General features: G+C 68.2%; 29 protein-coding genes. 3 read left to right on the top strand and 26 right to left on the bottom strand.

Annotated features, from left to right (window positions below; genetic code table 11):
- Positions 1–28: 28 nt before the first annotated feature.
- Positions 29–1,978 (top strand): helix-turn-helix domain-containing protein, encoded by a 1,950-nt coding sequence (locus HL658_RS20645; protein WP_180284496.1) that lies wholly within the window; start codon positions 29–31, stop codon positions 1,976–1,978.
- Positions 1,979–2,304: 326 nt separating this feature from the next.
- On the opposite strand, the gene HL658_RS20650 is transcribed toward HL658_RS20645, so the two are convergent.
- From HL658_RS20650 to HL658_RS20695, 10 genes are all read right to left on the bottom strand, one after another.
- Positions 2,305–2,868: a hypothetical protein gene (locus HL658_RS20650; protein WP_180287654.1), complete on the bottom strand. Its 564-nt coding sequence runs from the start codon at positions 2,866–2,868 to the stop codon at positions 2,305–2,307.
- Between the two features lie 195 nt (positions 2,869–3,063).
- The gene (locus HL658_RS20655; RefSeq protein ID WP_180284498.1) at positions 3,064–3,402 is read right to left on the bottom strand and encodes a hypothetical protein; all 339 of its coding nucleotides are present in this window, start codon (positions 3,400–3,402) and stop codon (positions 3,064–3,066) included.
- 57 nt (positions 3,403–3,459) lie between these two features.
- Positions 3,460–4,038 carry a hypothetical protein gene (locus HL658_RS20660; RefSeq protein WP_180284499.1) on the bottom strand — a complete coding sequence of 193 codons (579 nt, stop codon included), beginning with the start codon at positions 4,036–4,038 and terminating at the stop codon, positions 3,460–3,462.
- Between the two features lie 41 nt (positions 4,039–4,079).
- Positions 4,080–4,778, bottom strand: a complete 699-nt coding sequence (locus HL658_RS20665; RefSeq protein WP_180284500.1) for a hypothetical protein — start codon at positions 4,776–4,778, stop codon at positions 4,080–4,082.
- Positions 4,775–5,071 (bottom strand): peptidoglycan-binding domain-containing protein, encoded by a 297-nt coding sequence (locus HL658_RS20670; protein ID WP_180284501.1) that lies wholly within the window; start codon positions 5,069–5,071, stop codon positions 4,775–4,777. Before HL658_RS20670 ends, HL658_RS20665 begins: the two co-directional genes overlap by 4 nt.
- Positions 5,072–5,204: 133 nt before the next feature.
- Entirely contained in the window at positions 5,205–5,984 is a 780-nt protein-coding gene (locus tag HL658_RS20675) for a succinate dehydrogenase iron-sulfur subunit (RefSeq protein WP_180284502.1), read from the bottom strand.
- 16 nt (positions 5,985–6,000) lie between these two features.
- Positions 6,001–7,791, bottom strand: coding sequence for a succinate dehydrogenase flavoprotein subunit (gene sdhA, locus HL658_RS20680; RefSeq protein WP_180284503.1), 1,791 nt, complete (start codon positions 7,789–7,791; stop codon positions 6,001–6,003).
- 6 nt (positions 7,792–7,797) lie between these two features.
- Positions 7,798–8,196 carry a succinate dehydrogenase, hydrophobic membrane anchor protein gene (gene sdhD, locus HL658_RS20685; protein ID WP_180284504.1) on the bottom strand — a complete coding sequence of 133 codons (399 nt, stop codon included), beginning with the start codon at positions 8,194–8,196 and terminating at the stop codon, positions 7,798–7,800.
- A gap of 11 nt (positions 8,197–8,207) precedes the next feature.
- Positions 8,208–8,597: a succinate dehydrogenase, cytochrome b556 subunit gene (gene sdhC / locus HL658_RS20690; RefSeq protein ID WP_180284505.1), complete on the bottom strand. Its 390-nt coding sequence runs from the start codon at positions 8,595–8,597 to the stop codon at positions 8,208–8,210.
- Between the two features lie 251 nt (positions 8,598–8,848).
- On the bottom strand, positions 8,849–9,619 hold the full coding sequence (locus HL658_RS20695; protein WP_180284506.1) for a response regulator transcription factor: 771 nt from the start codon (positions 9,617–9,619) through the stop codon (positions 8,849–8,851).
- Positions 9,620–9,948: 329 nt separating this feature from the next.
- On the opposite strand from HL658_RS20695, the gene HL658_RS20700 reads away from it, so the two are divergent.
- On the top strand, positions 9,949–10,383 hold the full coding sequence (locus HL658_RS20700; RefSeq protein ID WP_180284507.1) for a hypothetical protein: 435 nt from the start codon (positions 9,949–9,951) through the stop codon (positions 10,381–10,383).
- A 69-nt stretch (positions 10,384–10,452) separates the two neighbouring features.
- Here HL658_RS20700 and HL658_RS20705 read toward each other — a convergent pair whose 3' ends face one another.
- The 16 genes from HL658_RS20705 to HL658_RS20780 form a co-directional block, all read right to left on the bottom strand.
- A complete protein-coding gene (locus tag HL658_RS20705; RefSeq protein ID WP_180284508.1) occupies positions 10,453–11,046 on the bottom strand; it encodes a HupE/UreJ family protein in 594 nt (197 codons plus the stop codon).
- Positions 11,047–11,211: 165 nt separating this feature from the next.
- Entirely contained in the window at positions 11,212–11,709 is a 498-nt protein-coding gene (locus HL658_RS20710; RefSeq protein ID WP_180284509.1) for a hypothetical protein, read from the bottom strand.
- Positions 11,710–11,716: 7 nt separating this feature from the next.
- Positions 11,717–12,478, bottom strand: coding sequence for a hypothetical protein (locus HL658_RS20715; protein ID WP_180284510.1), 762 nt, complete (start codon positions 12,476–12,478; stop codon positions 11,717–11,719).
- Positions 12,479–12,511: 33 nt separating this feature from the next.
- Entirely contained in the window at positions 12,512–12,859 is a 348-nt protein-coding gene (locus tag HL658_RS20720; RefSeq protein WP_180284511.1) for a hypothetical protein, read from the bottom strand.
- A gap of 141 nt (positions 12,860–13,000) precedes the next feature.
- Positions 13,001–13,996 carry an MBL fold metallo-hydrolase gene (locus tag HL658_RS20725; RefSeq protein ID WP_180284512.1) on the bottom strand — a complete coding sequence of 332 codons (996 nt, stop codon included), beginning with the start codon at positions 13,994–13,996 and terminating at the stop codon, positions 13,001–13,003.
- A 119-nt stretch (positions 13,997–14,115) separates the two neighbouring features.
- On the bottom strand, positions 14,116–15,201 hold the full coding sequence (gene paaE, locus HL658_RS20730; RefSeq protein ID WP_180284513.1) for a 1,2-phenylacetyl-CoA epoxidase subunit PaaE: 1,086 nt from the start codon (positions 15,199–15,201) through the stop codon (positions 14,116–14,118).
- A gap of 8 nt (positions 15,202–15,209) precedes the next feature.
- Entirely contained in the window at positions 15,210–15,737 is a 528-nt protein-coding gene (gene paaD / locus HL658_RS20735; RefSeq protein WP_180284514.1) for a 1,2-phenylacetyl-CoA epoxidase subunit PaaD, read from the bottom strand.
- A 16-nt stretch (positions 15,738–15,753) separates the two neighbouring features.
- Entirely contained in the window at positions 15,754–16,521 is a 768-nt protein-coding gene (gene paaC / locus HL658_RS20740; RefSeq protein ID WP_180284515.1) for a 1,2-phenylacetyl-CoA epoxidase subunit PaaC, read from the bottom strand.
- 13 nt (positions 16,522–16,534) lie between these two features.
- On the bottom strand, positions 16,535–16,822 hold the full coding sequence (gene paaB, locus HL658_RS20745) for a 1,2-phenylacetyl-CoA epoxidase subunit PaaB (RefSeq protein WP_180284516.1): 288 nt from the start codon (positions 16,820–16,822) through the stop codon (positions 16,535–16,537).
- A gap of 57 nt (positions 16,823–16,879) precedes the next feature.
- Complete coding sequence (locus tag HL658_RS20750; protein ID WP_180284517.1) at positions 16,880–17,812, bottom strand: cyclase family protein; 933 nt, start codon at positions 17,810–17,812, stop codon at positions 16,880–16,882.
- A gap of 64 nt (positions 17,813–17,876) precedes the next feature.
- Positions 17,877–18,899 (bottom strand): 1,2-phenylacetyl-CoA epoxidase subunit PaaA, encoded by a 1,023-nt coding sequence (gene paaA / locus HL658_RS20755; protein ID WP_180284518.1) that lies wholly within the window; start codon positions 18,897–18,899, stop codon positions 17,877–17,879.
- 182 nt (positions 18,900–19,081) lie between these two features.
- Positions 19,082–19,783 carry an ABC transporter ATP-binding protein gene (locus HL658_RS20760; protein WP_180284519.1) on the bottom strand — a complete coding sequence of 234 codons (702 nt, stop codon included), beginning with the start codon at positions 19,781–19,783 and terminating at the stop codon, positions 19,082–19,084.
- A 5-nt stretch (positions 19,784–19,788) separates the two neighbouring features.
- The gene (locus HL658_RS20765; protein ID WP_246337759.1) at positions 19,789–20,589 is read right to left on the bottom strand and encodes an ABC transporter ATP-binding protein; all 801 of its coding nucleotides are present in this window, start codon (positions 20,587–20,589) and stop codon (positions 19,789–19,791) included.
- 29 nt (positions 20,590–20,618) lie between these two features.
- A complete protein-coding gene (locus HL658_RS20770; protein ID WP_180284520.1) occupies positions 20,619–21,566 on the bottom strand; it encodes a branched-chain amino acid ABC transporter permease in 948 nt (315 codons plus the stop codon).
- Between the two features lie 10 nt (positions 21,567–21,576).
- Positions 21,577–22,449 (bottom strand): branched-chain amino acid ABC transporter permease, encoded by an 873-nt coding sequence (locus HL658_RS20775; RefSeq protein WP_180284521.1) that lies wholly within the window; start codon positions 22,447–22,449, stop codon positions 21,577–21,579.
- A 157-nt stretch (positions 22,450–22,606) separates the two neighbouring features.
- Positions 22,607–23,734, bottom strand: coding sequence for an ABC transporter substrate-binding protein (locus HL658_RS20780; RefSeq protein ID WP_180284640.1), 1,128 nt, complete (start codon positions 23,732–23,734; stop codon positions 22,607–22,609).
- Between the two features lie 272 nt (positions 23,735–24,006).
- Between HL658_RS20780 and paaX the strand changes: the two genes are divergently transcribed.
- The gene (gene paaX / locus HL658_RS20785) at positions 24,007–24,963 is read left to right on the top strand and encodes a phenylacetic acid degradation operon negative regulatory protein PaaX (protein WP_180284522.1); all 957 of its coding nucleotides are present in this window, start codon (positions 24,007–24,009) and stop codon (positions 24,961–24,963) included.
- Positions 24,964–25,105 lie beyond the last annotated feature (142 nt).

Below are 25,105 nucleotides of genomic sequence, written 5' to 3' on the forward strand. Positions count from 1 at the left end.
GCTCCCGGACGATGAGGGAGCACGACACATGCCGGACACCCGAGCGACGGTGGCCGATGACGGGGCTGCCATTCTCCGGAAGGCGCTCCGGCTGCTGGAAGGCAACGCCACACCCGCGGATTTCGAGCCGCTGGCGCGCGAAGCCGCCGTTTCCGGGGCTTCGGGGCTGGAGGAGGACATCGCCAGGGCGGCCCACGTCGCCGAGCAACTCGTCCACCACCGCAAGCGGGAGGGCGAACTGCTCGCCCTCTACGACACGGCCCGCGACATCACGGCGCTGCGGGCGACGGACGTGCTGCTGCGCGCCATCGTGCAGCGGGGCCGCCGTTTGGCGACGGCCGATGTGGCCTACATCTCGTCGCTGGAGGATGGCGCGGACGAGTTCATCGTGCGCGCCACGGAAGGCTGCCTCTATCACGACCTGGAAGCGATGAAGGTGCCGCGCGGCTATGGACTGTGCGGCCAAGTCCTGGCGACCCGGCGTCCCTGCCACTCCGTCAACTATCTGTCCGATTACGCCTTCGACCGGCACGACGAGATCGACCGGATGGTGCGGACTGAGGGCATCGTGTCGCTGCTGGGGATTCCGCTGGAGATCGATGAGCGGGTGATCGGCGTGCTGTTCGTCGGCAACCGCTTCGTGCGCGGCTACACGCCGCAGGAGATCGCCATCCTCTCGTCGCTGGCGGCGCTGGCGGCGCTGGCCATCCACAATTCCCGCCTGTTCGAGAACGCGCGCCGCTCCCTTGCGAACGAGCGCGCGGTGAACGAGCAGCTCAACCAGAAGGCGGCGGAGATTCAGGCGGCGGGCGACGCGCACGAGCGGATGGTCGATCTGATCGCCCGCGGCGGAAGCCTTGAGGATCTGGCCGCCCTGGTGGCCGGGCAGCTCGGCGGACGCGTCTGCATCACGGACGACCGGCTCCGGGCGCGCTGCGCCGCCGGCCGGGTGGGTGCCGGTGAGGCCGATCCCGACATCGACACTCCCCAATGGCGCGGGCCGGTGCGTGACGCACTGCGCGAGAGTGTGGCGACGGGCCGATCCACCGTGGCGCAGGGCCCGGACGGGTTGTCCTGCCGCATCGCGGCCATCTTCGGCGGGTCCGACCTGTTCGGCGGCGTGCTGATCTGGCACCACCACGCGCTTGCCGACACGGAGGTGCTGACGCTGGAGCGCAGCGCCATCGTGTCGGCCATCGTCCTGCTGTCGAACGAGCGCCTGGCCCACGCCGCCACCCGCGACACCTACGACCTGGTGTCCGGCCTGCTGCGCGGCCCCACCGACGCGCTGCCCGGCTACGCGCGCGGCGGAACCAAGGGTCCGTCGCTGCGCTGGCCGCTGACGGTGTTCCTGCTGGAGCTGGGAGGCCTGCGCTCCGGCCAAGCGATTCCGGCCGCGAAGGCGGCCCTGGCCCATCAGGGTGGGATCGTCTCCGAGTACAACGGCGATCTGGTCGCGCTGTCCCCGGCGCCGAACCCGGAGGACACCGCGGTCGCCCTTCAGGACGCCATCGAGGAGGAAACCGGCGTCCGGATCAACGTCGCGGTGTCCGAGCCGGCTGCGAACCCGGCGCAGGTCCCGGCCCGCTACCAGCTCGCCCGACGGTCGCTGCGGATGCTGCGCGCGCTGGGGCACCGAGGCCGGGTGGCGCACGAGCGCCTGTTCGCCGTTTACGCCCCGCTTTTTCACGGCAAGGAGGAGGACGAGATCGGCCTGTTCCTCGACCGCGCGATCGGGCCGCTCCGGCGCTACGACGAGAAGCGGCAGGCCAGCCTGACCGCGACGCTGCTCGTGTATCTGGACCATGGGATGAAGCTGCAGCGCACCGCCGAAGCGCTCGACATCCACATCAACACCCTGCGGCAGCGGTTGACGACGATCCGTGGCCTGAGCCGCGATTGGGACGACCCGTCGCGGCTGCTGGAGACGCACCTCGCACTGAAGCTGCATGCGCTGACGGTCGGCCTGTCGTCGTGACACCCCCGGCACCGGGACGGCACGCCGCCGTCCCGATCCCTCCCGGTATGGTCAGGGCGAATGGGCGGCCACGGCCTTGCGGAAGGCCTCCAGCGTCGCCGTTCCCGGCAGGCCGCGTGAGCTGGTCCCCATCCCCCGGACAGCTTGGCGGCTGGAATAAGCCTGGCCCGCATCCTTCCTTCAAAGCCAAGCCGGTCAAGGTAAGATCCAACATGAGGGGCGATAGCGTTCGACCGGGATGAAGAGAAGCACGAGCGACAAGGCGAGCATTGATCCGCCGATCCAAAGGCGCAGATGGTGCCTGCACAGTCGTCCGGCGAGCCGCCTCACGGCAGGTACCGCCTGCCGACCACGCTGTCGGTCAGGTCGCCGCAGCGCGGGTCGAAGTTGTCGGGGTCTCGGACATGCCGCGCGTAGCAGCGGAACGGCAGGGGTGATTTGGGGATCACCCGCCGCCGCTGTTCGGGCGTCAGATCCTCCACCCGGATCATCGCCGCGCGCATCACCTCGCAGTCGCTGAACGGGTCCAGGTCGACCTCGGCGTTCGGCCCCACCCGCGCCGCCAGGCCGCGCAAGAGGGCCGGTGGTTCGCCTCGTGTCTTGTCCGGCCGATAGCCCAACACGACGTTGCGGACGTATCGCCACTGGACGTTGTCGAGAAAATCAAATTGACCATGGTAAAGACTGCGATCATCCAGATCGCGGAGAATTTGGATGGCTTTCACATATATATCGTCTCCGAACAGCAAGTATGGAAATTTTTGCTCTTCCAGCCCGTGAAGGATCCATGCGCGATACTCCTCACGAAGGGGGCCTTCGAAATAAAGGTCCCCGCGGGTAAACGTACAATATGGCTGGTAACGGATGATGGGAACGAAGAGGAGGACCAACACCGCCGCCACCAGCCCGATGGCCGACCACCGCCAGGGAAATGGTGGGAACCGCCTCCTGCGCCGCTTCCTGCGGTTCCCCCCACCGATCATCGCAATGGCCCCCATGTTGCGCCGAGCAACGTCAAGATCTCTCTCTCGGCATCGTCTGGATCACGATCATAACGGAGGGTGGCGTTAACGTCCTGAAGACGATCATAGCGCATCTGGAAGGGCTGCGCCTCGCCCCCTGGGCTCAAGCGTCGCGGCCTCATAGTGGCCGGGCTGCCCGTCGTTGAAATCGTACGGCTCCTCCTCTCGTTCCGAGTTTCCGAAGCGATTGCGTACGGTACCGCTGATACGCAACAGATCGCCTTTACGCTCGGCATTGAAACCGCCTCTTGAAAAGCCTTCGTCACGAAGTCGATCGGTCAGCCATGCTATGCAGTCCTCCCGCATCCTTCCTTCGAAGCCAAGCCGGTCAAGGTGGATCCAACATGAGGGACGATAGCGCTCAACCGGGATGAAGAGGGCGATGAGCGACAAGGCGAGCATCGATCCGCCGATCCAACAGCACCGATGGTGCCTGGCACAGTCGTCCAGCGAGCCGCCTCACGGCAGGTACCGCCCGCCGACCACGCTGTCGGTCAGGTCGCCGCAGCGCGGGTCGAAGTCCTCGGGGTCCCGGACATGGCGCGCGTAACAGCCGGATGGCAGGGGTGTCTTTGGGATCACGCGCCGCCGCTGCTCGGGCGTCAGATCCTCCACCCGGATCATGGCTGCGCGCATCACCTCGCAGTCGCTATAGGGAGCGAGATCGATTCTGCCGGAGTCCTTCAGTCGTATCGACAGTCCCCGCAACACCTGCGGAGGGTCACCGCGCGTCCCATCGGCACGGTGTCCATGAATGATGTTGTCCACGAAACGCCATTCATGATTGATCAGGTAGTCATCGAGGGATGAAAATAGTTTTCGCACGCCAATTATTCGGAGAGGGTAAAATGTTCGAACGAATATATCGTCACCGATGCGCAGATGCGGGAACTCATCCTCGCGCAATCCTTTGGTCAGCCAAGCGATGTAATCCTCCCTCATTGGGCCGGAGATCGGGACATTCTCCCGCATAGCCGGACATGAGGGGTGGTAGCGCTCGATTGGAACGAACAGGATGAAAAGCAACACGGTGAGCATTGCAGAGATTCCATATCGAAACCAGCGAGCGCTCCGCCGAATCATCGTATGGGTCCCCACGTCGAGCGAACAAGGGTCAGAATCGAGCGAGATGGATTTCGTGGATCGGGAACATACCGCAATTCCGCATTCACATCCTGTTCCTGGCTATAGCGCATATTGAATGGTCGGGCTTGGCCTCTCCGTTCCAGCGTAGTTCCTTCATAATGGCCTGGTTGTCCTTCATTGAAGTCGAATGTCTCGAAGTCGTCTTTCCTGCTACCGAGACGGTTGGTCACACGTCCTTGAACCAGCAACCGGTCGCCAGCCCGTTGAGCATCGAAGCCGCCCGTCGAGTGAACGCCAGACCGGCCAAATGCAAGATATGTTGATGGTCGTGAGTATGCAATGTCATGATCATAGTGATCGGAAAATTGAAAATTCTGACCGTCACCAAGCTCAAGAAGACCTTTATTGATGCTGTCGTCCCTGGTTCTTCCGGTGAAAGTCGTGGATTCGAATCTCGATCGGTTGATGTCAATGCTATCATCATAGGCCGGGTGCCCGGCCATCTCCTCGGCGGAGTAGGTGTAGTCGCCACCGACGCCGCTGCGATAGCGGCGCAGGTTGTCGGCGGCCGTCCGGAAGCCGAGCAGGTCGAATGCGCTTTGGGTGACGTCGAAGAATCCGCGCGACCATGCAGCGCCCACCTCGTCCGCGGCGTCGCCGATGCCGTCGAGCAGGCTGTCGAGGAAACTCATCGCCCGGTCCTCCCCAGAAGGCGCGCCAGCTCGACACACAGGGTGCATTCCGTCTCCCCGCCGGGAGCCAGGAAGCCGTCGCGGCGCAGGCCGCGGTCGCGCTGGTAGCCCTGGATGGCGTCGTGCAGCGCGCGGTCGATGATCGGGTTGGGCGGGCCGGCGTGGTTGTAGCGGCCGAGGTGGCGCAGCACCTCCTTGACCCAGAGAATGTCTTGCGGCCGGTTGGTCATGCCGTTCCCGACCCGGTCTCCCAGGTTCGAGCTGCGGTCGGACGGTGAGGACATCACAGACATGAACAGGCTCCTCCATCGTTGCGATGAAGGCTTATAAGCCGCTTATAGGAATATTGTCAATAAGCTCTCCCCATGAGAAACGGGCGGGGGATCGCTCCCCCGCCCGTTTCGTTCACAGCAGATCCGGCAGCCCTCAGCGGCGGGCGACCATCAGCTTCTTGATTTCGGCGATGGCTTTCGCCGGGTTCAGACCCTTGGGGCAGGTCTGGGTGCAGTTCATGATGGTGTGGCAGCGGTAGAGGCGGAACGGGTCCTCGAGATTGTCGAGGCGCTCGCCGGTCATCTCGTCGCGGCTATCGGCGATCCAGCGGTAGGCCTGGAGCAGTACGGCGGGGCCGAGGTAGCGGTCGCCGTTCCACCAGTAGCTGGGGCAGCTCGTCGAGCAGCAGAAGCACAGGATGCATTCGTAGAGGCCGTCGAGCCGCGCCCGGTCCTCCGGCGACTGCAGCCGCTCGCGGTCGGGCGGGGCCGGCGACTGCGTCTGCAGCCAGGGCTTCACCGAGGCGAGCTGGGCGTAGATGTGGTTGACGTCGGGGACGAGGTCCTTCACCACCGGCAGATGCGGCAGCGGGTAGATCTTGACGTCGCCGGCCACATCCTCGATCGCCTTCAGGCAGGCGAGCGTGTTGGTGCCGTCGATGTTCATCGCGCAGGACCCGCAGATCCCCTCGCGGCAGGAGCGCCGGAAGGTCAGCGTCGAGTCCAGCTCGTTCTTGATGTAGATGATCGCGTCCAGGACCATCGGGCCGAACTTGTCGAGATCGACCACATAGGTGTCGACCCGCGGGTTCTGTCCGTCGTCCGGGCTCCAGCGGTAGATCTTGAAGGTCTTGGTCCGCTTGGCCCCGCCTGCGGCGTTGACCGTCTTGCCGACGCCGACCTTGGAGTTCGCGGGAAGGGAAAACTCGGCCATGGTCTTCGTCCTCGGGTCAGTACACGCGGGCCTTGGGCGGGAACACCTGGACCTCGTTGGTCAGGGTGTAGAGGTGCACCGGGCGGTAGTCGATGGTCGTCTCGCCCTTCTCCGACACCCAGATGGCCGTGTGCTTCATCCAGTTCTCGTCGTCGCGGTCGGCGTAGTCCTCGCGGGCGTGGGCGCCGCGGCTCTCCAGCCGGTTGCGGGCGGAATGCAGCGTGGCGACCGCCTGATAGAGCAGGTTGTCCAGCTCGATCGCCTCGACCAGATCGGAGTTCCACACCAGCGTGCGGTCGCTGATCGCCACGTCGCCGCGCTTGGCGAAGGCCTGATCGATGAGCTGGCAGCCCTCCTCCAGCACCTCGCCGGTGCGGAAGACGGCGCAGTTGTTCTGCATCACCCGCTGCATCTCGCCGCGGAGCGCCGAGGTCTTGATGCTGCCCTTGGCGTTGCGCAGACGATCCAGCCGGTCCAGCGCCAAGTCGGAGCTGTCGGACGGCAGCGGCTTGTGCGACGACCCCTTCTCCACCACCTGCGAGGCGCGGATGGCGGCGGCGCGGCCGAACACCACGAGGTCGAGCAGCGAGTTGGAGCCGAGCCGGTTGGCGCCGTGCACCGACACGCAGGCCGCCTCGCCGATGGCCATCAGGCCGGGCACGATGGCGTCCGGGTTCTCGGCCGTCGGGCGCACCACCTCGCAGTGAACGTTGGTCGGGATGCCGCCCATGTTGTAGTGGACGGTCGGCAGAACCGGGATCGGCTCCTTCGTCACGTCCACGCCGGCGAAGATCTTCGCCGTCTCGGCGATGCCGGGCAGCCGCTGGTGGATGATGTCCGCCGGCAGATGCTCCAGATGCAGGTGGATGTGGTCCTTCTGCGGGCCGACGCCGCGGCCCTCGCGGATCTCGATGGTCATCGAGCGGCTGACCACGTCGCGGCTCGCCAGATCCTTGGCCGACGGGGCGTAGCGCTCCATGAAGCGCTCGCCCTGCGAGTTGGTGAGGTAGCCGCCCTCGCCGCGCACACCCTCGGTGATCAGGCAGCCCGAGCCGTAGATGCCGGTGGGGTGGAACTGCACGAACTCCATGTCCTGGAGCGGCAGCCCGGCGCGCGCCACCATGCCGCCGCCGTCGCCGGTGCAGGTGTGGGCCGAGGTGCAGGAGAAGTAGGCGCGGCCGTAACCGCCGGTCGCCAGCACCGTCTCCTGCGCGCGGAAGCGGTGGATGGTGCCGTCGTCCAGGTTCCAGGCCATCACGCCGCGGCAGGCGCCGTCGGCGTCCATGATCAGGTCGAGCGCGAAGTATTCGATGAAGAACTCCGCCTCGTGCTTGAGCGCCTGCTGGTAGAGGGTGTGCAGCATGGCGTGGCCGGTGCGGTCGGCCGCCGCGCAGGTGCGGTAGGCCTGCTTCTTGCCGTATTCCGCGGTCATGCCGCCGAAGGCGCGCTGGTAGATCTTGCCCTCCGGCGTGCGCGAGAAGGGCACGCCGTAATGCTCCAGCTCGATGATGGCCGGGATCGCCTCGCGGCACATGTACTCGATGGCGTCCTGGTCGCCCAGCCAGTCCGACCCCTTGACGGTGTCGTACATGTGGAAACGCCAGTCGTCCTCGCTCATGTTGCCGAGAGCCGCCGAGATGCCGCCCTGCGCCGCCACGGTGTGGCTGCGGGTGGGGAACACCTTGGTGATGCAGGCGGTCTTCAGCCCCTTCTCCGCCATGCCGAAGGTGGCGCGCAGGCCGGCGCCGCCGGCACCGACGACGACGACGTCATAGGTGTGGTCGATGATCTGGTAGGCGTTCGCCATGGCGCGTCAGGCTCCGAACGAAAGCTTGAGGACGGACACGATGCAGGCCGCGGCCAGCCCGTAGCACAGGAACTTGGTGACGATGTCGGCGGCCAGCTTCTGCCACTCGACATGCAGGTAGTCCTCGTAGACGACCTGCATGCCACTGGCGGCGTGATGGAAGGTGACGGCGACCGTCAGGATCATCATGGCCGCGGTGACCGGCGAGCGCATCCAGGCCTGGAAGGCGGCGTGGTCGGCGCCGAGATGGCCGATGACGCCCAGCACGAACCACAGGGTCAGCGGGATCAGCGCCAGCGAGGTGAGGCGCTGGCCCCACCAGTGCTCCGCACCATGCTTGGCCGAACCCAGGCCGCGGGCCTTCTGGAGGGGGTTGCGCAGTTGCTTGGCGGTGTCGTTCGCCATGGTCTCTCTCCTCACCACACGGCCAGGCCGATGATCCAGGACATGATCGTCAATCCGACGGCCGCCCCGATCACGATGTAGGCGCCACGCTGGGCGTACTGCAGCTCGAACCCGTAACCCGCGTCCCACACCAGGTGACGGATGCCCGCGCACAGATGGTAGTAGAGCGCGAAGGTCCAGCCGAACAGCATCAGCATGCCGAGCCCCGACCCGATGAAGCCCTGCGCGCGTGCGAAGGCTGCGGGGCCGGCCGCGGCGGCGATCAGCCACCAAGCGAGCAGCAGCGTGCCGACGGTCAGCGCGATGCCGGTCGCCCTGTGGAGGATCGACAGGGCCATGGTCCACTGCCAGCGATAGACTTGAAGGTGCGGGGAAAGCGGCCTGCTGCTGCCGTTTGCCATTCTTGTCGTCCTCTGTTCGGCGACCGCGCGGCATGGAGGCCACCGCGTCGGCGGGGAGAGCTGCAACGGACGGAACGTGCATCCGAAAATCGGGGGATCAATTACGCCTCTGCAAACCCCCCTGTCAACGACGGGGGTCATACCGTGACATCATGTCGGTATACGAGGCGAAAAGTCAGTCAGATCACGGACTTCCCGGAAAATGGTATGACCATTCCGATACGGATGCTGCGGCGCACCCTCAAGACCGCTCAGCGGTCCGCGGCGTGCAGCAGCGAACCCCGTCCCGGCACGGCGGAAACCGCGTGGGAAGCCCGTCCGGCAACGGTTCCGGCGGCGTCCGCGGGGGCTTCGAATTTGTAGCCGCGGCCGTAGACGGTTTCGATGTATTTGCCGCCGCCGGTCGATCCGGCGATCTTTTTGCGAAGTTTGCAAATGTAGACGTCGATCACCTTGTCGATCGGATCGGCCCCGGACAGGCCGTAGACCGCCTCGTAGATGCACTCCTTGGACACCACGCGGCGGTGGTTCAAAGCCAGGACGCCGAGGATGGCGTGCTCGCGCTGGCTCAGCCGCAGCCGTTCCCCGTCCACCTCCGGATCGCGGCCGTCCAGGAACACGGTCAGCCGGCCGGCGCGCACCGCGTTGGTGGTGAAGCCATGGACGCGCCGCCGGGTGGCCTCGATCCGCGCCCGGATCTCCGCGCTGGCCACCGGCTTGACGATCACATCGTCCGCCCCGGCGCGCAGCAACTCCACCGTGGTCGCGGTGCAGCGCCGGTCGATCAGGCAGAGCACGATGGTGCGCACGCCATGGTTGCGCAACGCCGCCACGAATCCGCCGGCATCCTCCATGCTGCCGATGATGACGGCGTCATACGCGTCGAACTCGCGTCCAGGGGCAAGCATCGCGTCGTCGAGCGCCGCCGCGACGGCACGATGATGCGCAACATCGGCTCCATCCAATTGCCGGCCGATCGCCGCGGCGATACCATCATCCGGCTCGATCAGAAGAGCGCGCATCCACAATCTCCGTTCCGAATATCACGGCAGGATCTTCTAAAGATTTAGAAAATTACTTTCTTTCTCCACTCTCCCGTGACAGTCAGCAAACAGCGATTGCAGTCGCCTGTCAATCGAAAGACTTACCACCAATGAGGAATGACGACAGCGTTGAACCAGGCCGCGACTTTGGTCAACAACAGGAGAATGGCGGTTTGGCCTTCCGAATTTTACCGTGAACGCACGACCACGCGGCAAAACGGCGGGTTGCGCCGGATCCGTCGCATCAACGGCCGGTTAACCGGTTGCGCCGACTCTGTGAGGGCATGGAAACCAAGGGGGAGAGGCCGATGATCCGCCTGCCGTCCCTGCTCGCCGTCGCGGTCCTGACACTGGCGGCGGTGGGCTGCACCACCTCCGCGCCGACCACGGCGGACGCGGCCTACCGGCAGGCGCTTGCCGCCGCCCTCGCGGACGGCCGCTGCACCGGCCCGGCCATCGGCGAGGTCTGGGCCGCCTACGACAACTGGTACATCGCCACGGGCGGTGATGTCGTCGCCCGCAGCGGGCTGGAGGCGGACGTGCTGCTGCTCCAGGCGGAGGTGTTCCGTGCGCGTGGGTGCGACACTGTGGCGCGGGACAGCTACGACGAGCTGCTGCGCCGCTTCACCAGCGACGCCTACGCCTTCCAGCGCGCCCAGGCCCTGCGCGGCCTCGACGAGCTTCCCCCGCCCTTCCCCGCCCCGGCCCCCACCACCCGGGTGGCCGCGGTGCCGTGGCGGTGACGCGGAACCCCCCGCACAACGACGAAGGGCCGCCCGAAGGCGGCCCCGCATCCGAAAATCAACGCCGGGTCAGCCGAGAACGGCGAGCGCCACGCCGCCGAGACCAACCGCGGCACCCGCGCCGCGCACCGCGAACGAGCCCAGCTCGCCACGGATGGAGCGCAGCAGAGACGATGCGGCGACGATGCCGCCGGTGTGGAGCAGCGCGGTGGCCAGCACGAATCCCGCCGCGTAGAGCATCGGCTGCGCGGCTTCCGGCATCTCCATGCCGTGGGCATGGCCGTGGAACACGCCGAACAGGGCGACCACCGCGGCGGCGGCCGGCAGCGGCATCGCGACGGCGAAGGTGATCAGCGCGCCGAACACCAGGACCGACAGCAGGATGCCGGTTTCCACCGCCGGCAGCTCCAGGCCAACCATGCCGAGCGAACCGCCGGCGACCATGGCGCCGACGAAGGCCAGGGGAAGCGCCCACAGCGCCCGGCCGCCGCGCTGGGCCGCCCACAACCCCACGGCCACCATGGCCAGCAGATGGTCCCACCCGCCGATCGGGTGAAGGAAGCCATGGGCAAAGCCGGCGTCATGGGCGCCGAAGGTGTGAGCCAGCGCCGCCTGCGGCAGCGCGGAGATCGCGGTCGCCAACGCGAGTACCAGAAACTTCATTCGTATCTCCTGCACCGACGGTTGCCTCGCGCCGTGACCGGTGGTGAACCGCCGGCACCGGGTCGCCGCAACAGGCCGTCCTCAATGGTGACACGATCTTGCGGAGATTCGCCCCTGCGTGCAAGGCGGACGCGGTATCCAGCCCTGCGGCGATGCGTCATGGCGTCACGCCCGCCCGGCCATCCGCCCGCGCCACCGCAGCCACCGTCGGAACAGGGTCTTCATGGCGAGCCCGAGTGCGGCGGGCAGCAGCCCGGCGGCGGCAGCCATAGCGGCCGCGCGGGCATAGCCGGCCAGCGAATCGGCCAGCGGGGCCGTGACGAGAGCCGCCCCGCCGGCCCACAGCGCGGCCCCCGCGAGCAACCACCGGGCCGCCTGCCGGGCGTGCGCGAGCCCGGCGGCGATGCCCCCCAGCTCGCTCCGCACCTTCCGCAAATGGGCGTCCAGCAGCGCCCGCCGCTGCCGGTCGTCCGCGGCCTTCAGCCAGGACGGCCGCACCGCCATCACCAGATCACCATCGACCTGCAGGATGGTGATGGCATATGGCCGCTCACCCGCCGCCGGGTCGCTGGAGGCCACGCGGATCTCGTTGTGGACGATCAGATCGCGGAGCCGGCCGAGCCCCGCCGCACGCTCCGCCCACTCGGTCAGCCGTCCGAGCATGCACGGGTCAGCGCTTGAAGAGCGCGTCGGCGGCCGTGCCTGCGATGTGCCCGAGCACCTCCAGCAGGTAGCGCCAGCTCGACACCGCGACATCGACGCTCTGCCGGTGCACGTGGAGCAGCACATCGCCGCCGGGCTGGCGGGACAGGTCGCGCACGCGGGTCACCACATCGCCGTCGAGATGGATGACGGTCTGGGCCACCACCTCCTCCGTCCCGACCTCCCAGATCTTGCGGAGTGCCAGCAGGTCCTCGACGGGCAGGTCGGCTTGCGTGTTGGAGTCGTCGTTGCGGCGGGCGAGCAGGTCGGCGCGGGTGGCGCCGAGCGGGATCGCCTTCGCCGCGTCCGGGCGCTTCAGGATTTCCTTCAGCGTGTCGGCGTTGTTGCAGATGCGGTCGAGGATGGATTTCTGCACGGCGGTCAGGCCATCCGGCGCCGCGGCGGCGTTGCCCCATGCCGATTTGGCCGCCCAGCGCAGCCGGTCGAAGGTCTCCACGCTGATGGTCAGGGCGGCGCTGTCGAAAGCCCGGCTCGCCCGCCAGCCGGACACCACGGCCGACGCGTCGGCGGCCCCCCCGGCGAAGTAGGGATCGAGGTCGTAGCCCACGTCGCACAGGAAGCGGGCGTATTCGCCGGCAATGTCCAGCAGGGTGTGCCCCACGGCGGGCATCCGCTCCGCCGTGATGTTCTCCTTCAGGATGGTGTTGACCTCGAGGCTCAGCAGGTTGCGCGCCAGCTCGCGCAGCCGGTCCGCCACGTCCGCCGCCATGCCGCGCCCCCCTGCCCGGCCCGGAGCGCCCGGTCAGCCGCCGTTGGACGGCGGCGTCGGCAGATCCTTGCCGGCGAGCCAGTCGGCGAGGTCCTTCAGCATGGTGACGTTGCGTTCCACCACCGACTGCGCCTTGGCGACCATGTCGTTGTGCAGGGTGCGCAGGTCGGCGTAGCCCGCATCGACGAAGGGCTGGCTCATGATCGTGCTGATGTCGCCACCGGCCAGGTTGATGTTGGTCACCATGGCTGGACCGGCCGCCGGCATCTCGACCGTCGGCGATTCCACCTTGCCGGTCACCGCCGCGTCGCCCACCAGCGTGATCACGCGCAGGTTCATGGCGCCCTGGACGGCGGTTCCAAGCGTCTCGAGGATGTTCATGCGGATCGCCTCCCTTCGACCACCACCGGCGCTGTCCGGCGGGTCACGAATTTATCGGGAGACGAATATCATGCGTTCACTTCGCGCTGCAAGAGCATTGGGCGGTCGGAGGGCGGCCCTGGCGGGCCGCCCCCGCCGGGATCACAACGCGGCGCGCCACACCACCGGATCGAGCGCGTAGCCCTTGCCGTCACGCCCGATGAATCCGGTCGCCGGGAACGGGAAGTGGTAGCCGGCCACCTGCATCCCCTCCGAAGCCGCCATGTCGAGCAGGCGGCGGCGGTTCGACCGGGCCAGCTCCGGATCCATGTCGAACATCACCTGCCATTCCGGATAGCGCACGAACAGGTACGGCACGTTGGTGGTGTCGGACAGCACCAGCAGCTTGCCGCCACCCGTGGTCACCGCGAAGGCGGTGTGGCCGGGGGTGTGGCCGGACGCCTCCACCGCGGTGATGCCGGGCAGCACCTCCTTGCCCCAGGCGAAGCGGCGCACGCTGGGCGCCATCGGCGCGAAGACGCGGCGGACGGCGGAGAAGTTGCCCTTCAACCCCTCCGGCGCCTGCGCCATCTTGCCGTCGTCCATCCAGTAGGCCCACTCCGGCTCCGGCACCAGGACCTCGGCGTTGGGGAAGGTCGCTGTGCCGTCCTTGCGGCGCAGGCCGGCGATGTGGTCGCCGTGGAAATGGCTGATCAGAACATGGGTGATGTCGGCCGGCTTCAACCCGGCCATCTCCATCGCCGACAGCATCCGCCCGGCGGTCGGCGGCCCGTTGTCGGCGAAGCCGGCGTCGATGAGGATCTTGCTGGAGCCGGTCTCGACGACCAGCGTGGTGAAGGAGATCTGCAGCGTGTCGGTGGGCAGATGCGCGTCGGCCAGCGCCTTCTTCACCTCCTCCACCGTGGCGTTGCGGACGAAGGATGCGTCCACCGGACGTGAAAAGGCGCCATCGCTGAAGGCGGTCACCATGGCGTCGCCCACCTTGTAACGGTAGGCGGACGGAAGCTGGCCGACCGGCGGAGCCGCCGGGCTCGGGGCCGGCTGCGCCTGCGCCCGACCGGCGGCAAGGGGGAGGCTTGCCGCGGCGCCGGCCAGCATGGCGCCGGTCGCGAAGAGATGCCGCCTGGAAATCGTCATGTGGTCCGCTCCTCCGTTCTCGTCCTTGCGCCCCCGCCCCCGGGAGCGACAGGCAATAGATAGGACGTGCGGAGGATCGATGAACAGGGCGGGTTACCAAGTTTTCGTGAACGGGTTGATCACGTCGCGTCGAAATCCACCACCACCCGGTCGGTCAGCGGGCGCGATTGGCAGGTGAGGATGTAGCCGGCCTCCACCTCCCAGGGCTGGAGCGCGTAGTTCTTCGCCATCTCGACCTGCCCTTCCACAAGCTTGGCGCGGCAGGTGCAGCACACCCCGCTCTTGCAGGAATAGGGCAGATCGGCCCCGGCCTTGTGGGCGGCGTCCAGGATCGCCTCGCCGTCGAAGGGCAGCGCGAATTCCTTGCGCTTGCCGTCGAGCAGGACGGTGATGTGGGCCGCGTCGCCGGAATGCTCGACCACCGGGTGCGGCACGGGGGCCGGTGCACGGGTGGGGTCGATGCCGGTGGTGAACAGCTCGGCGTGGATGGCGTGGGGATCGACGCCGCGATCCAGCAGTTCGGCGCGCGCGTCCTCGATCATCCCCTGCGGGCCGCACAGGAACCAGGCGTGCACTCCGGCCGGATCGACCAGCGTCCCGCACAGCTCGGCGACGCCGGCGCGGTCGATGCGGCCGGTCAGAAGGCCGGACTCGTCGGGCTCCCGGCTCAGCACATGATGGATCGACAGGCGGCCGAGATGGGCGTCCTTCAGATCCTCCAGCGTCTCGCGGAAGATGATGGAGTCCACCGTCCGGTTGCCGTAGACCAGGATGAAGCGGCTCTTCGGCTCCCGTCGCAGCACCGTCTTCAGGATCGACAGCACCGGGGTGATGCCGCTGCCCGCCGCCATGGCCACATAGGTGCGCGCCGCCTCGGGATCGAGCGGCACGGTGAAGCGGCCCATCGGGGTCATCACCTCCACCCGGTCGCCGGGCTTCAGGTTGCCGTTGGCGTAGGCGGAGAAGAGCCCGCCCGGCACCCGCTTGATGGCGACGCGCAATTCCCCGTCGTCGCAGCCGGCGCAGATGGAATAGGACCGCCGCACCTCCGCCCCGTCAATGACGGTGCGCAGCGTCAGATACTGGCCGTGGGCGAAGCGGTAGGCCGCGGCCAGATCGGCCGGGACGTCGAAGGCGATCGACACGGTGTCGTCGGTCTCGCGGCGCACGTCGCGCACGGTCAGCGCGTGGAAGGAGGGCGTCATCGTTCGCCTCAGATGCACTTGAAGGAGTCGAAGGGTTCCAGGCAGGCGTTGCAGCGGTGCAGGGCCTTGCAGGCGGTGGAGCCGAAGACGCTGATCACCCGCGTGTCGCCGGAGCCGCAGCGCGGGCAGGCCGGCACCTCGTCCGGGGCCGTCAGCGCCCGCTTGCCGGCCCCGCGCGGCGGGGGTGCGATGCCATAGGCCCGCAGCTTCTCCAGCCCGGACTGGCTGATCCAGTCGGTGGTCCAGGGCGGGAAGACGGCGCTGTCGAGCACCGCGTCCGTCAACCCCGCCTCGTCCAGCGCCCGGCGGATCTCGAAGGTGATCACGCCGGTCGCCGGGCAGCCGGAATAGGTGGGGGTGATCGTCACCCTGAGCCGCCCGTCGGCGTCGCGCCCGACGCGGCGGATCATGCCCAGATCGACCACGGTCAGAACCGGGATCTCGGGGTCGTTGACACGGGCCAGCGCGTCCCAGGCGGCGCGCACCGCGGCGTCGGCCCCCGGCTCCGGTCCCCAGCAGCTTCCGCCGTCCGGCATGGCGCCCTCCCCGCCCCTACCAGGTGGCGCCGGGATAGGCGCGCTGGAGGAACTGCATCTCGGCCAGCAGATGGCCCAGATGCTCGGTGTGGCGGCCGCTGCGCCCACCGGTCTGGCGGCCATGGATCGCCGGGCGGGACAGGGTGGCTTCGGCCAGGACCGCGTCGACCCGTGCCTCCCACCCCGCCCGCAGCTCCTCCGGATCGGGGGCGATGCCGGCGGCGGTCAGCGTGCGCTCCACGCCGTCGGCCTCGAACATCTCGTCGGTGTAGCGCGACAGCCGGTCGAAGGCGTCGGCCATGATGGCGCGGCTCTTCTCCGTGCCGTCGCCCAGCCGCACCACCCACTCCCCGCTATGACGCAGGTGGTAGCGCACCTCCTTCACGGCCTTGGCGGCGATGCCGGCGACCTCCGGGTTGGCCGAGGAGGCCAGCCGCTCGTAGAGGCCGACAGACCACGCGTCGTGCAGGAACTGCCGCGCGATGGTGTGGCCGAAGTCGCGGTTGGGCTGCTCGACCAGCAGATGGTTGCGGTAATCGAAGCCATCGCGGTGATAAGCCAGCCGGTCCTCGTCGCGCCCCTTCCCCTCCGTCTCCCCGGCAAAGGCCAACCACATGCGGGCGTGGCCGACGAGGTCGAGCGCCATGTTGGCGAGCGCCAGATCCTCCTCCAGCTCCGGCGCGTGCCCGCACCATTCGGACAGCCGGTGCCCGAGTACAAGGCTGGTGTCGCCGAGGCGCAGCGCGTAGTCGACGAGGGCGGATCGGAGGGTGTCGTCGGTCATCGGCCGTCTCCCGTCAGATGTTCTTCACGTCCTCGGGGATCGTGTAGAAGGTGGGGTGGCGGTAGATCTTGTCGTCAGCCGGGTCGAAGAAGGACTCCTTCTCCCCCGGCTCCGACGCGGTGATGGCCGCCGACGGCACCACCCACAGGCTCACCCCCTCGCCGCGGCGGGTGTAGACGTCGCGGGCGTTCTCCACCGCCATGCGGGCGTCGGCGGCGTGCAGGCTGCCGACATGCTTGTGGCTCAGGCCGTTCTTCGGCCGGATGAAGACCTCGTAGAGCGGCCATTCGTTGCGGGCCATGGTGCGTGTCCTCCCGATGGAACCCGGCGCCGGGCCGGGTCCCAGTGCTCGATGGTGTCAGGGTGTCGGGCGCATGACGCCGTTGGCGTCGCGCTTCAATGGGGCGGTCTGGGTGGGCAGCGGGGCGCCGGGCGCGTCGGCCACCGTCACGCCGTGCGGCCAGTCGGCCGGGGCGATGGCGATGTAGCGGGCGTAGCCGCCGGTGCCGCCCAGCGGCTTGGCGTAGCCGATGGCGATCAGGGCGCCCGCTTCCGGCACGAGGTCGAGATTGGCGACCCCCTCCGCCTGGGCGAAGTTGTTGTGCATCAGCCAGGCCTCGCCCTCCAGAGTCGGCGTGGTGTCGGTGTCCAGCGGCTCATGGCCGTGGAACAGGATCTTGCGTTCCAGATGCAGGAACTTCAGCGCGTCCAGGCTGACGCCGGGGAAGGGCTTCTGGTTGAAGCGGGCGATGTCCTTCCAGCCCTTGTACCAGTCCGACCGAACCATCACGACCGACCCCTCGGGGATGCGGCCGTGCTTCGCCTCCCACGCCTGGATGTCGGCGATCTGGAGATGGTAGCCGGGGTCGCGGGCCGCCTGCTCGTGGATGCCGATGACCACCAGCGGACGCACGGCGTAAGTCGGCGGCAGGTCGCTGATGGTGGCGCCCTTGGGGTTCCAGTGGGCGGGCGGGTCGAGCTGCGTGCCGTACTGGTCGGTGGTCAGCTCGTAGGCCGTCGCGACGAAGCCGTGCTTCTCGTAGGTGTAGACCTGCCCCTTCTCCACATAGCCCGGAATGTCCGCCCCCGCGGTGGCCGGCTTGAAGGTGGCGTTGCCGAAACCCGGCCACACCGCCTGCACCGGCTCGAACGGGTGGGTCAGGTCGACGTGCTTGGCGCCCTTGATGCTCTGCTCGTAGACGGCCCACAGGCCGGGCGACGGCGATTGGGCGGCTACAGGGACCACGGCCAGGGCGGCCAGGACGACAGCGGCGGACAGAACGATGCGCATGAACCCTCCTTGCGTGTTCGCAACGTGGAGCGCCGCCGGGGGCGACGCCATACCACAGTCTCGGTCACGCACGGCCGCGCGCTCCAGCCTGATTTTGCGCAGCAGCGCGGCTCTCCCGCTTGCGGGCGTGGGCGAGCGCCGCCTCGCGCACCCAGGCGCCGTCGTCCCACGCCTTGTTGCGGGCTTCCAAACGCTCGCGGTTGCAGGGGCCGTCGCCCTTCAGCACCCGCTCGAACTCGCTCCAATCAATGGTGCCGAACTCGTAATGGCCTGTCTCCGCGTTGAAGCGCAGATCCGGGTCCGGGATGGTGAGGCCGAGATACTCGGCCTGCGGCACCGTGGCATCGACGAACTTCTGGCGCAGCTCGTCGTTGGAGAAGCGCTTGATCTTCCAGCGCATGTTCTGGGCGGAGTGGGCGGAAGCATCGTCGGAGGGGCCGAACATCATCAGCGCCGGCCACCACCAGCGGTCCAGGCTGTCCTGCGCCATCCGCTTCTGCTCGGGCGTGCCTTGCGCCAGCGTCATCACGATCTCGTAGCCCTGACGCTGGTGGAAGCTCTCCTCCCGGCAGATGCGGATCATAGCGCGGGCGTAGGGGCCGTAGGAGCAGCGGCAGAGCGGCACCTGGTTCATGATCGCCGCCCCGTCCACCAGCCAGCCGATCGTGCCGATGTCCGCCCAGGTCAGGGTCGGGTAGTTGAAGATGCTGGAGTATTTGGCCTTCCCCGACAGGAGCTGCTCGACCAGCTCGTCGCGCGACACGCCCAACGTCTCCGCCGCGCTGTAGAGGTAGAGGCCGTGCCCGCCCTCGTCCTGCACCTTGGCGAGCAGCGCGATCTTGCGGCGCAGTGTCGGGGCGCGGGTGATCCAGTTCCCCTCCGGCAGCATGCCGACGATCTCGGAATGGGCGTGCTGGGAGATCTGGCGGACCAGCGTGCGGCGGTAGCCGTCCGGCATCCAGTCCCGCGGCTCGATCTTCTCCTCCGCGTCCACCCGCTCCTGAAAGCGACGCTCCAGCTCCGGGTCGGTGCGGTTGAACGGTATCGTGTTGTCCGCCGGCTTGGCGTCGAGACCCTGCGTGTACATGCCCGAACCCCTCTCCAAAGCGGTGCGGAGGCAACCATCCGCCGCCCGATCAATATGACACAGAATTTTCCGTTTTCCAGATTTTTCTGTAACGCTTTACAAAAGCCCCGGCGGCCGACGGTGTGGCGGCGACACTGGCCGCGCGCGCGGCGTGACCGGATGTTTCCAAGACGCCGCATCGGCTAAAGCCCCAGATACGCCTGCCGCACCCCTTCGTCGGCCAGCAGCGCCGCACCCGTGCCGCGCAACGTGACGGACCCGGTTTCCAGCACATAGGCACGGTCGGCGATGGCGAGTGCCGCCGTGGCGTTCTGTTCGACCAGCAGGATGGTGGTGCCCTGCTCCTTCAGCGCCTGGACGGCCTTGAAGATCTCGGCGACCAGCAGGGGGGCGAGGCCCATGCTGGGCTCGTCGAGCAGCAGCAGCCGCGGGTTCGCCATCAGCGCGCGGCCCATCGCCACCATCTGCTGCTGGCCGCCCGACAGGGTGCCGGCCGGCTGCCGCCGCCGCTGCCCCAGCGCCGGGAACATGGCGTAGACACGCCCGAGGTCCTCCTCCGGCCGGTGGCGGCGGCGGAAGGCGCCGAGGCGCAGGTTGTCCTCCACCGACAAAGGCCCGAAGAGCTGCCGCCCTTCCGGCACCTGGACGATGCCGGCGGCGACGCGGGCGTGCGCGCTGAGCCGCGTGATGTCGCCGCCGTCGAAGCGGATGGTCCCGGCGCTGGCCGGGTGCACGCCGGACAGCGTACGCAGCAGCGTCGTCTTGCCGGCACCGTTGGCGCCGACGATGGCGACCAGCTCCCCCTCCCCGACCGCCACATCGACGGAGGACAGCGCGCGGATGCGGCCGTAATGGGCGTCGAGCCCGGTGATCTCCAACAGCATGGCGGTCACCCGTGGGAGCCGAGATAGGCGGCGACCACGTCCGGATCGCGGGCGACCTCCTCCGGCCGCCCCTCCGCCAGCTTGCGGCCGTAGTTGAGCGCCAGGATGTGGTCGGACAGGCCCATCACCATCTTCATGTCGTGCTCCACCAGCACCACGGTGATCCCGGTGTCGGCGATGCGGCGGATGACGGCGCCGATCTCCTTCTTCTCGGTGGCGTTCAGCCCGGCGGCCGGCTCGTCGAGCAGCAGCAGCTTCGGCTCCGCCGCCAGCGCGCGGGCGATTTCCAGCCGTTTCAGGGCGCCATAGGGCATGGAGGCGGCGTCGGTGCCGACGTAGCGCTCCAGCCCCACCGCGCGCATCAGCTCCGCCGCCCGATCCGCCGCCGCGTGGTCGCGGCGCACCAGCGACGGCAGCCGCAGCAGCGCCGGCAGCAGCCGCGTGTCGAGATGGCGGTGGCGGCCCACCATCACATTCTCGACCGCCGTCATGTTCATGAAGATCTGCAGGTTCTGGAAGGTGCGCGACAGGCCGAGCGCCGCCAGCCGGTAGGGCGCCATCCCCGTCACGTCGCGGCCGTCGAACAGCACCCGCCCGCCGCTCGGCCGGTAGACGCCGGTGATCAGGTTGAACAGCGTGGTCTTGCCGGCCCCGTTCGGGCCGATGATGGAATGCACCGTGCCGGCGGCGATGGTGAAGGACAGGTCGGCGACCGCCAGCACCCCGCCGAACTCCCGGCTCAACCCCTCCACCCGCAGCAGCGGGGCGGCGGCGCGCGGTGCGGAGGCGGGCGGTTCCTCGGGCAGCGCGTCGGTCCTATGGCGATGCAGCGCGCTCACCGGCGCCCCCCAAGGGAGGTACGAGCCTGGACGAGGCCGGCGAGGGTGGGCAGCAACCCCTTGGGCATGAACACCATGGTCAGCATGAGGATGAGGCCGAGCATCATGTGCTGGTAATCCTGGAACACGGTCAGAAGCTGCGGCAGCACGGTCAGGATCGCCGCCCCCACCACCGCCCCGAAGGTGGAGGCCATGCCGCCGAACACGACCATGGTCACCAGCTCCACCGATTTGAGGAAATCCGCCTTGGCCGGGGTGATCAGCCCGGCGTAATGGGCGAACAGGCTGCCCGCCACGCTGGCGAAGACCGCCGACAGCACGAAGACCATCGCCTTGAAGCGTGCGGTGTCCACGCCCAGCGTCTCGGCCGCCACCTCCGAACCGTGGAGCGCGCGCAGCGCGCGGCCGACCGGGCTGTCGATCAGGTTCAGCGCCAGCCACACCGTGACCAGCAGCAGCCCGGCGACCACCCAGTACCAGACCCGCTCGCCATAGACCTCGAACCCGAAGACGTTGAGCGGATCCACGATCATACCGTCGGGGCCGCCGGTGATCCGCGTCTCCGTCCGCAGCACGATGGAGATGATGATGCCGATGCCGAGAGTCGCCATGGCCAGGTAATGGCCCTTCAGCCGCAGGATGGGACGTGCCACGGCGAAGGCGATCACCGCCGACAGCAGCGCGCCGGCCGCCAGCGCCAGCAGCGCCGGCCATTTGTGGGTGCTGACCAGCACGGCCGTGGCGTAGGCGCCGATGCCGAAGAAGCCGGCATGGCCCAGGCTGACCTGCCCCGCGAAGCCCACCAGCAGGTTCAGGCCGACGCAGACGATGGCGTTAAGCCCGGCCAGGATCGCCATGTCGAGGTAGAAGTTGTTGGGCAGGCCCAGCGGCAGCAACGCCAGCACCACGGCCAGCAGGCCCAACCCGAGGAGGCGATGGGTCATCTCCGGCCCCCTACACGCGCTCGGTGCCAGCGCGGCCGAACAGCCCGCCGGGCATGAAGACCAGCACCGCCACGATGATCACGAAGGCCACCGCATCCTTGTAGGCGGAGGAGATGTAGCCAGCCGACAGGCTCTCCGCGATGCCGACGATCAGGCCGCCGGCCACCGCCCCCACCCCGTTGCCCAGCCCGCCGAGTGCGGCCGCCGCGAAGCCCTTCAGCCCCAGCATGATGCCCATCTCGGTGTAGCTGTAGGTGATCGGCGCCACGACCGCACCGCCCATCGCCCCCAGCGCCGCCGACAGGGCGAAGGCCGCCAGCACCACATGCCGCACATTGACGCCCACGAGCTGCGCCGCCAGCCGGTTGTGGGAGGTGGCGAGCATCGCCTTGCCCGCCATGGTCCGGTTGAAGAACAGGCCGGTCGCCAGGATCAGCGCCGCCGTGACCCCCAGCACCCACAGCGACTGCGTCGTCACCACCGCCCCGCCCAGCATCAGGGGCGCGTTGCCGCTGAAGGAGTCCAGGCGGTGGAACTCCTTCCCCCACACCACCTCGGCCAGCCCGCGCAGGAAGATGGAGGCGCCGATGGTGATGATGATCAGGGTGACGACCGACGCGTTGCGCGCCCGCTCCACCGCGAATTTGGCGATCAGCACGCCGACCAGCATGGCGCCGGCGATGCCGGCCAGGATGGCGAGCGGCAGCGGCACGCCGGCCGCCGTCAGCGTCGCCGTCGCCATGCCGCCGATCATGATGAACTCGCCCTGGGCGAAGTTGATGACGTGGCTGGCGTTGTAGACGATGGCGAAACCCAGCGCCGCCAGCGCGTAGATCGACCCGATGGTGACCCCGGTCACCAGATATTGCAGGAACTCGGCCATGGGGGCTCCGGGGAGTGTTGCGGGGAGTGGTCGAGCTGTGCCCCCACCCAACCCTCCCCCACTGCGCGCGGGAGGGCTTCTTTTCTTCCCCCTCCCCCGTCGAAGATGGGGGAGGGTCGGGGTGGGGGCCCTCGGCGACCACCCACCCCTTCGCCCGTCACTTCACCAGCGCCCAATCCCCCTTCTTCACCTCCACCATGTGGAAGGCGTCGAGGCCCAGGCCCATGTGGTCGGTGGCGCTCATGTTCACCACGCCGCCGGTGCCGACATAGCCCTTGGTCTGCTCGATGGCGTCGCGGACCTTGGCCTTGTCGGTGCCGCCGGCGCGCTTGACGGCGTCGGTGTAGATCATCAGCGCGTCATAGGCATGGCCGGCGAAGGTGGACACCTCGCTCTTGAAGGCCTCCTCGTAGGTCTTGGTGAACTCGGTCGCGACCTTCTTCTGCGGGTCGCTGTCGGGAAGCTGTGCCGCGACCACCAGACCGGCGGCCGGCAGCCGCACGCCCTCCGCGGCGTCGCCGGCCAGCCGGATGAACTCCTTCGAGGCCACGCCGTGCAGGTGGTAGAGCGGGGCCGACACGCCGAGCTTGCGGTAATCGCGCGTCACCATCGCCGGCCCCTGGCCGAGGCCGGAGACCAGCACCGCCTGCACGCCTTCGGCCCCGCGGATCTTGGTGACCTGCGCGGAGACGTCGGCGTCCTTGGCGCCGTAGGTCTCGTCGGCGACGACGGTCATGCCGACCAGCTTGGCGACCGTCAGCGCCTGGTCGCGACCGGACTTTCCGAAGCCGGAATCCTCCGACAGCAGCGCCACGCGGGTGAAGCCGCGCTTCTTCATGTCCCCGTAGACCTTCTCCACCGCCATGCGGTCGGTGTGCGGGGTCTTGAAGACCCAGGTCTTCACCGGCTCGGTGATCACCACCGCACCGGCCAGCGAGATGAAGGGCACACCGGCCCGCTCCACCAGCGGCACCGCGGCCATGGTCGCCGCCGTGGTGGTACCGCCCAGGATCGCGTCCACCCCGTCGCTTTCCAGCAAACGCTTGGTGAAGGAGGCCGCCTTGTCCGCCGCCCCGCCGTCGTCGTAGACGGTGAGCTGGATCGGCCGGCCGGCCACGCCGCCCGCCTTGTTGATGCGGTCGACATACAGCTCCAGCACCTTCTTCTCCGGCTCACCCAGGAAGGAGGCGGGACCGGTGACGGACAGGATGGAGCCGATCTTGATCGGCTGCCCCGACTGGGCCAGCGCGCTCATTGCGCCGAGGGCGACGGCCGATGCGGTCATGACCGCGCAAAGCAGGCGTTTCCGGAACACGGACGGTCCTCCCCAGTTGGCGTTCGCCGGGCCTGGAGCCCATGCGACACATTATTCTCGATTTATCGAGACGTTACTGTATCATATTGTCCGGTGTCAAACAGTTTCTACAACGAGCAAATCCAGCGCGGTGATGCGCATCGCGGCGCCGGACGTGATACAAGACAGCAGCCGATCCGGCGGCTGCGGTGTCGCGGAGCCGGCCGGTCGGGAATGAACGCGTTTGTGAGAGAGATTGGCGGATGGCACGATCCCGCAAGGCCGAGGGGCTGGTCGCGTCGCTGACGGTGGCGGTGGCGCCGCGCGCCAAGTCGCTCATCGTCACCATCTACGGCGACGCGGTGCTGCCGCATGGCGGGTCGGTGTGGCTGGGCAGCCTGATCGAGCTGATGGGCGAGTTCGGCATGGGGGAGCGGATCGTCCGCACCTCCGTCTTCCGGCTGTGCCGCGACGATCTGCTGACCAACACCCAGGTCGGCCGGCGCAGCTATTACCGCATCACCGAGGGCGGGCTGGAGCGTTTCCACGCCGCCGAGCGCCGCATCTACGCCCCGCAGGACCGGCCATGGGACGGCGGCTGGCACATGCTGCTGATCGGCGCCTCCACCATCGAACCGGAGACGCGGGAGCGGCTGAAGAGCGAGCTGGTATGGCTCGGCTTCGGCACCGTGTCGCCCACCGTCCTCACCCACCCCTGCTGCGACGAGCCGGCGGTGCGCCGCCTGCTGGCCGACCTCGGCGTCGCCGACCGTGTCGTGCTGATGAAGGCCAGCCAGGACCAGGGCGGCGGCCTTCCGGCCCTGCGCGAGTTGGTGCGCGGCTGCTGGGACCTCGACCGGCTGGAGACCGACTACGCCGCCTATCTCGCCCGCTACCGCCCCGTCTGGCAGGCGCTGGACGGTGCCGAGCCGGAGCCGCGCGCCGCCTTCCTGCTGCGCACCCTGCTGATCCATGACTTCCGCCGCATCCTGCTGCGCGACCCCATGCTGCCTGCCCCCCTGCTCCCCCCCGACTGGTCCGGCAACGCGGCCCGCACCCTGACCCGCAACCTCTACCGCCTGCTGAAGCGCCCGTCGGAGGCGTTCGTCATGGCGACCCTGAAGACGGCGGACGGGCCGTTGCCGGAGGTCGAGCCGGGCTTCGAGGAGCGGTTCGGGGGACTGGGCGAAGCGGAGGGGTGGACGCGGGCGGCGGAGTAGCGGGGGTGGTCTTCACATCCCGGATGGGGCTTCGTCGGCGATGTTCCGGATTGCGCTGATAAGCGAAATCATGGTGTCCGACCCTTCGGCGCCTCGCCATTGTTGATCGGTTGCACACACCGGATCGCTTCGAAGACCGCCC

Origin of the sequence: Azospirillum oleiclasticum (assembly GCF_013423485.1) — a bacterium.
Lineage (GTDB): Bacteria > Pseudomonadota > Alphaproteobacteria > Azospirillales > Azospirillaceae > Azospirillum > Azospirillum oleiclasticum.

Bases quoted from the DNA above. Each gene is read 5' to 3' on its own strand.
- HL658_RS20645 (WP_180284496.1), top strand. From the start codon at position 29: ATGCCGGACACCCGAGCGACGGTGGCCGATGACGGGGCTGCCATTCTC.
- HL658_RS20655 (WP_180284498.1), bottom strand. From the start codon at position 3,402: ATGCTCGCCTTGTCGCTCATCGCCCTCTTCATCCCGGTTGAGCGCTAT.
- HL658_RS20660 (WP_180284499.1), bottom strand. From the start codon at position 4,038: ATGCTCACCGTGTTGCTTTTCATCCTGTTCGTTCCAATCGAGCGCTAC.
- HL658_RS20665 (WP_180284500.1), bottom strand. From the start codon at position 4,778: ATGAGTTTCCTCGACAGCCTGCTCGACGGCATCGGCGACGCCGCGGAC.
- HL658_RS20670 (WP_180284501.1), bottom strand. From the start codon at position 5,071: ATGTCTGTGATGTCCTCACCGTCCGACCGCAGCTCGAACCTGGGAGAC.
- HL658_RS20675 (WP_180284502.1), bottom strand. From the start codon at position 5,984: ATGGCCGAGTTTTCCCTTCCCGCGAACTCCAAGGTCGGCGTCGGCAAG.
- sdhA (WP_180284503.1), bottom strand. From the start codon at position 7,791: ATGGCGAACGCCTACCAGATCATCGACCACACCTATGACGTCGTCGTC.
- sdhD (WP_180284504.1), bottom strand. From the start codon at position 8,196: ATGGCGAACGACACCGCCAAGCAACTGCGCAACCCCCTCCAGAAGGCC.
- sdhC (WP_180284505.1), bottom strand. From the start codon at position 8,597: ATGGCAAACGGCAGCAGCAGGCCGCTTTCCCCGCACCTTCAAGTCTAT.
- HL658_RS20695 (WP_180284506.1), bottom strand. From the start codon at position 9,619: ATGCGCGCTCTTCTGATCGAGCCGGATGATGGTATCGCCGCGGCGATC.
- HL658_RS20700 (WP_180284507.1), top strand. From the start codon at position 9,949: ATGATCCGCCTGCCGTCCCTGCTCGCCGTCGCGGTCCTGACACTGGCG.
- HL658_RS20705 (WP_180284508.1), bottom strand. From the start codon at position 11,046: ATGAAGTTTCTGGTACTCGCGTTGGCGACCGCGATCTCCGCGCTGCCG.
- HL658_RS20710 (WP_180284509.1), bottom strand. From the start codon at position 11,709: ATGCTCGGACGGCTGACCGAGTGGGCGGAGCGTGCGGCGGGGCTCGGC.
- HL658_RS20715 (WP_180284510.1), bottom strand. From the start codon at position 12,478: ATGGCGGCGGACGTGGCGGACCGGCTGCGCGAGCTGGCGCGCAACCTG.
- HL658_RS20720 (WP_180284511.1), bottom strand. From the start codon at position 12,859: ATGAACATCCTCGAGACGCTTGGAACCGCCGTCCAGGGCGCCATGAAC.
- HL658_RS20725 (WP_180284512.1), bottom strand. From the start codon at position 13,996: ATGACGATTTCCAGGCGGCATCTCTTCGCGACCGGCGCCATGCTGGCC.
- paaE (WP_180284513.1), bottom strand. From the start codon at position 15,201: ATGACGCCCTCCTTCCACGCGCTGACCGTGCGCGACGTGCGCCGCGAG.
- paaD (WP_180284514.1), bottom strand. From the start codon at position 15,737: ATGCCGGACGGCGGAAGCTGCTGGGGACCGGAGCCGGGGGCCGACGCC.
- paaC (WP_180284515.1), bottom strand. From the start codon at position 16,521: ATGACCGACGACACCCTCCGATCCGCCCTCGTCGACTACGCGCTGCGC.
- paaB (WP_180284516.1), bottom strand. From the start codon at position 16,822: ATGGCCCGCAACGAATGGCCGCTCTACGAGGTCTTCATCCGGCCGAAG.
- HL658_RS20750 (WP_180284517.1), bottom strand. From the start codon at position 17,812: ATGCGCATCGTTCTGTCCGCCGCTGTCGTCCTGGCCGCCCTGGCCGTG.
- paaA (WP_180284518.1), bottom strand. From the start codon at position 18,899: ATGTACACGCAGGGTCTCGACGCCAAGCCGGCGGACAACACGATACCG.
- HL658_RS20760 (WP_180284519.1), bottom strand. From the start codon at position 19,783: ATGCTGTTGGAGATCACCGGGCTCGACGCCCATTACGGCCGCATCCGC.
- HL658_RS20770 (WP_180284520.1), bottom strand. From the start codon at position 21,566: ATGACCCATCGCCTCCTCGGGTTGGGCCTGCTGGCCGTGGTGCTGGCG.
- HL658_RS20775 (WP_180284521.1), bottom strand. From the start codon at position 22,449: ATGGCCGAGTTCCTGCAATATCTGGTGACCGGGGTCACCATCGGGTCG.
- HL658_RS20780 (WP_180284640.1), bottom strand. From the start codon at position 23,734: ATGACCGCATCGGCCGTCGCCCTCGGCGCAATGAGCGCGCTGGCCCAG.
- paaX (WP_180284522.1), top strand. From the start codon at position 24,007: ATGGCACGATCCCGCAAGGCCGAGGGGCTGGTCGCGTCGCTGACGGTG.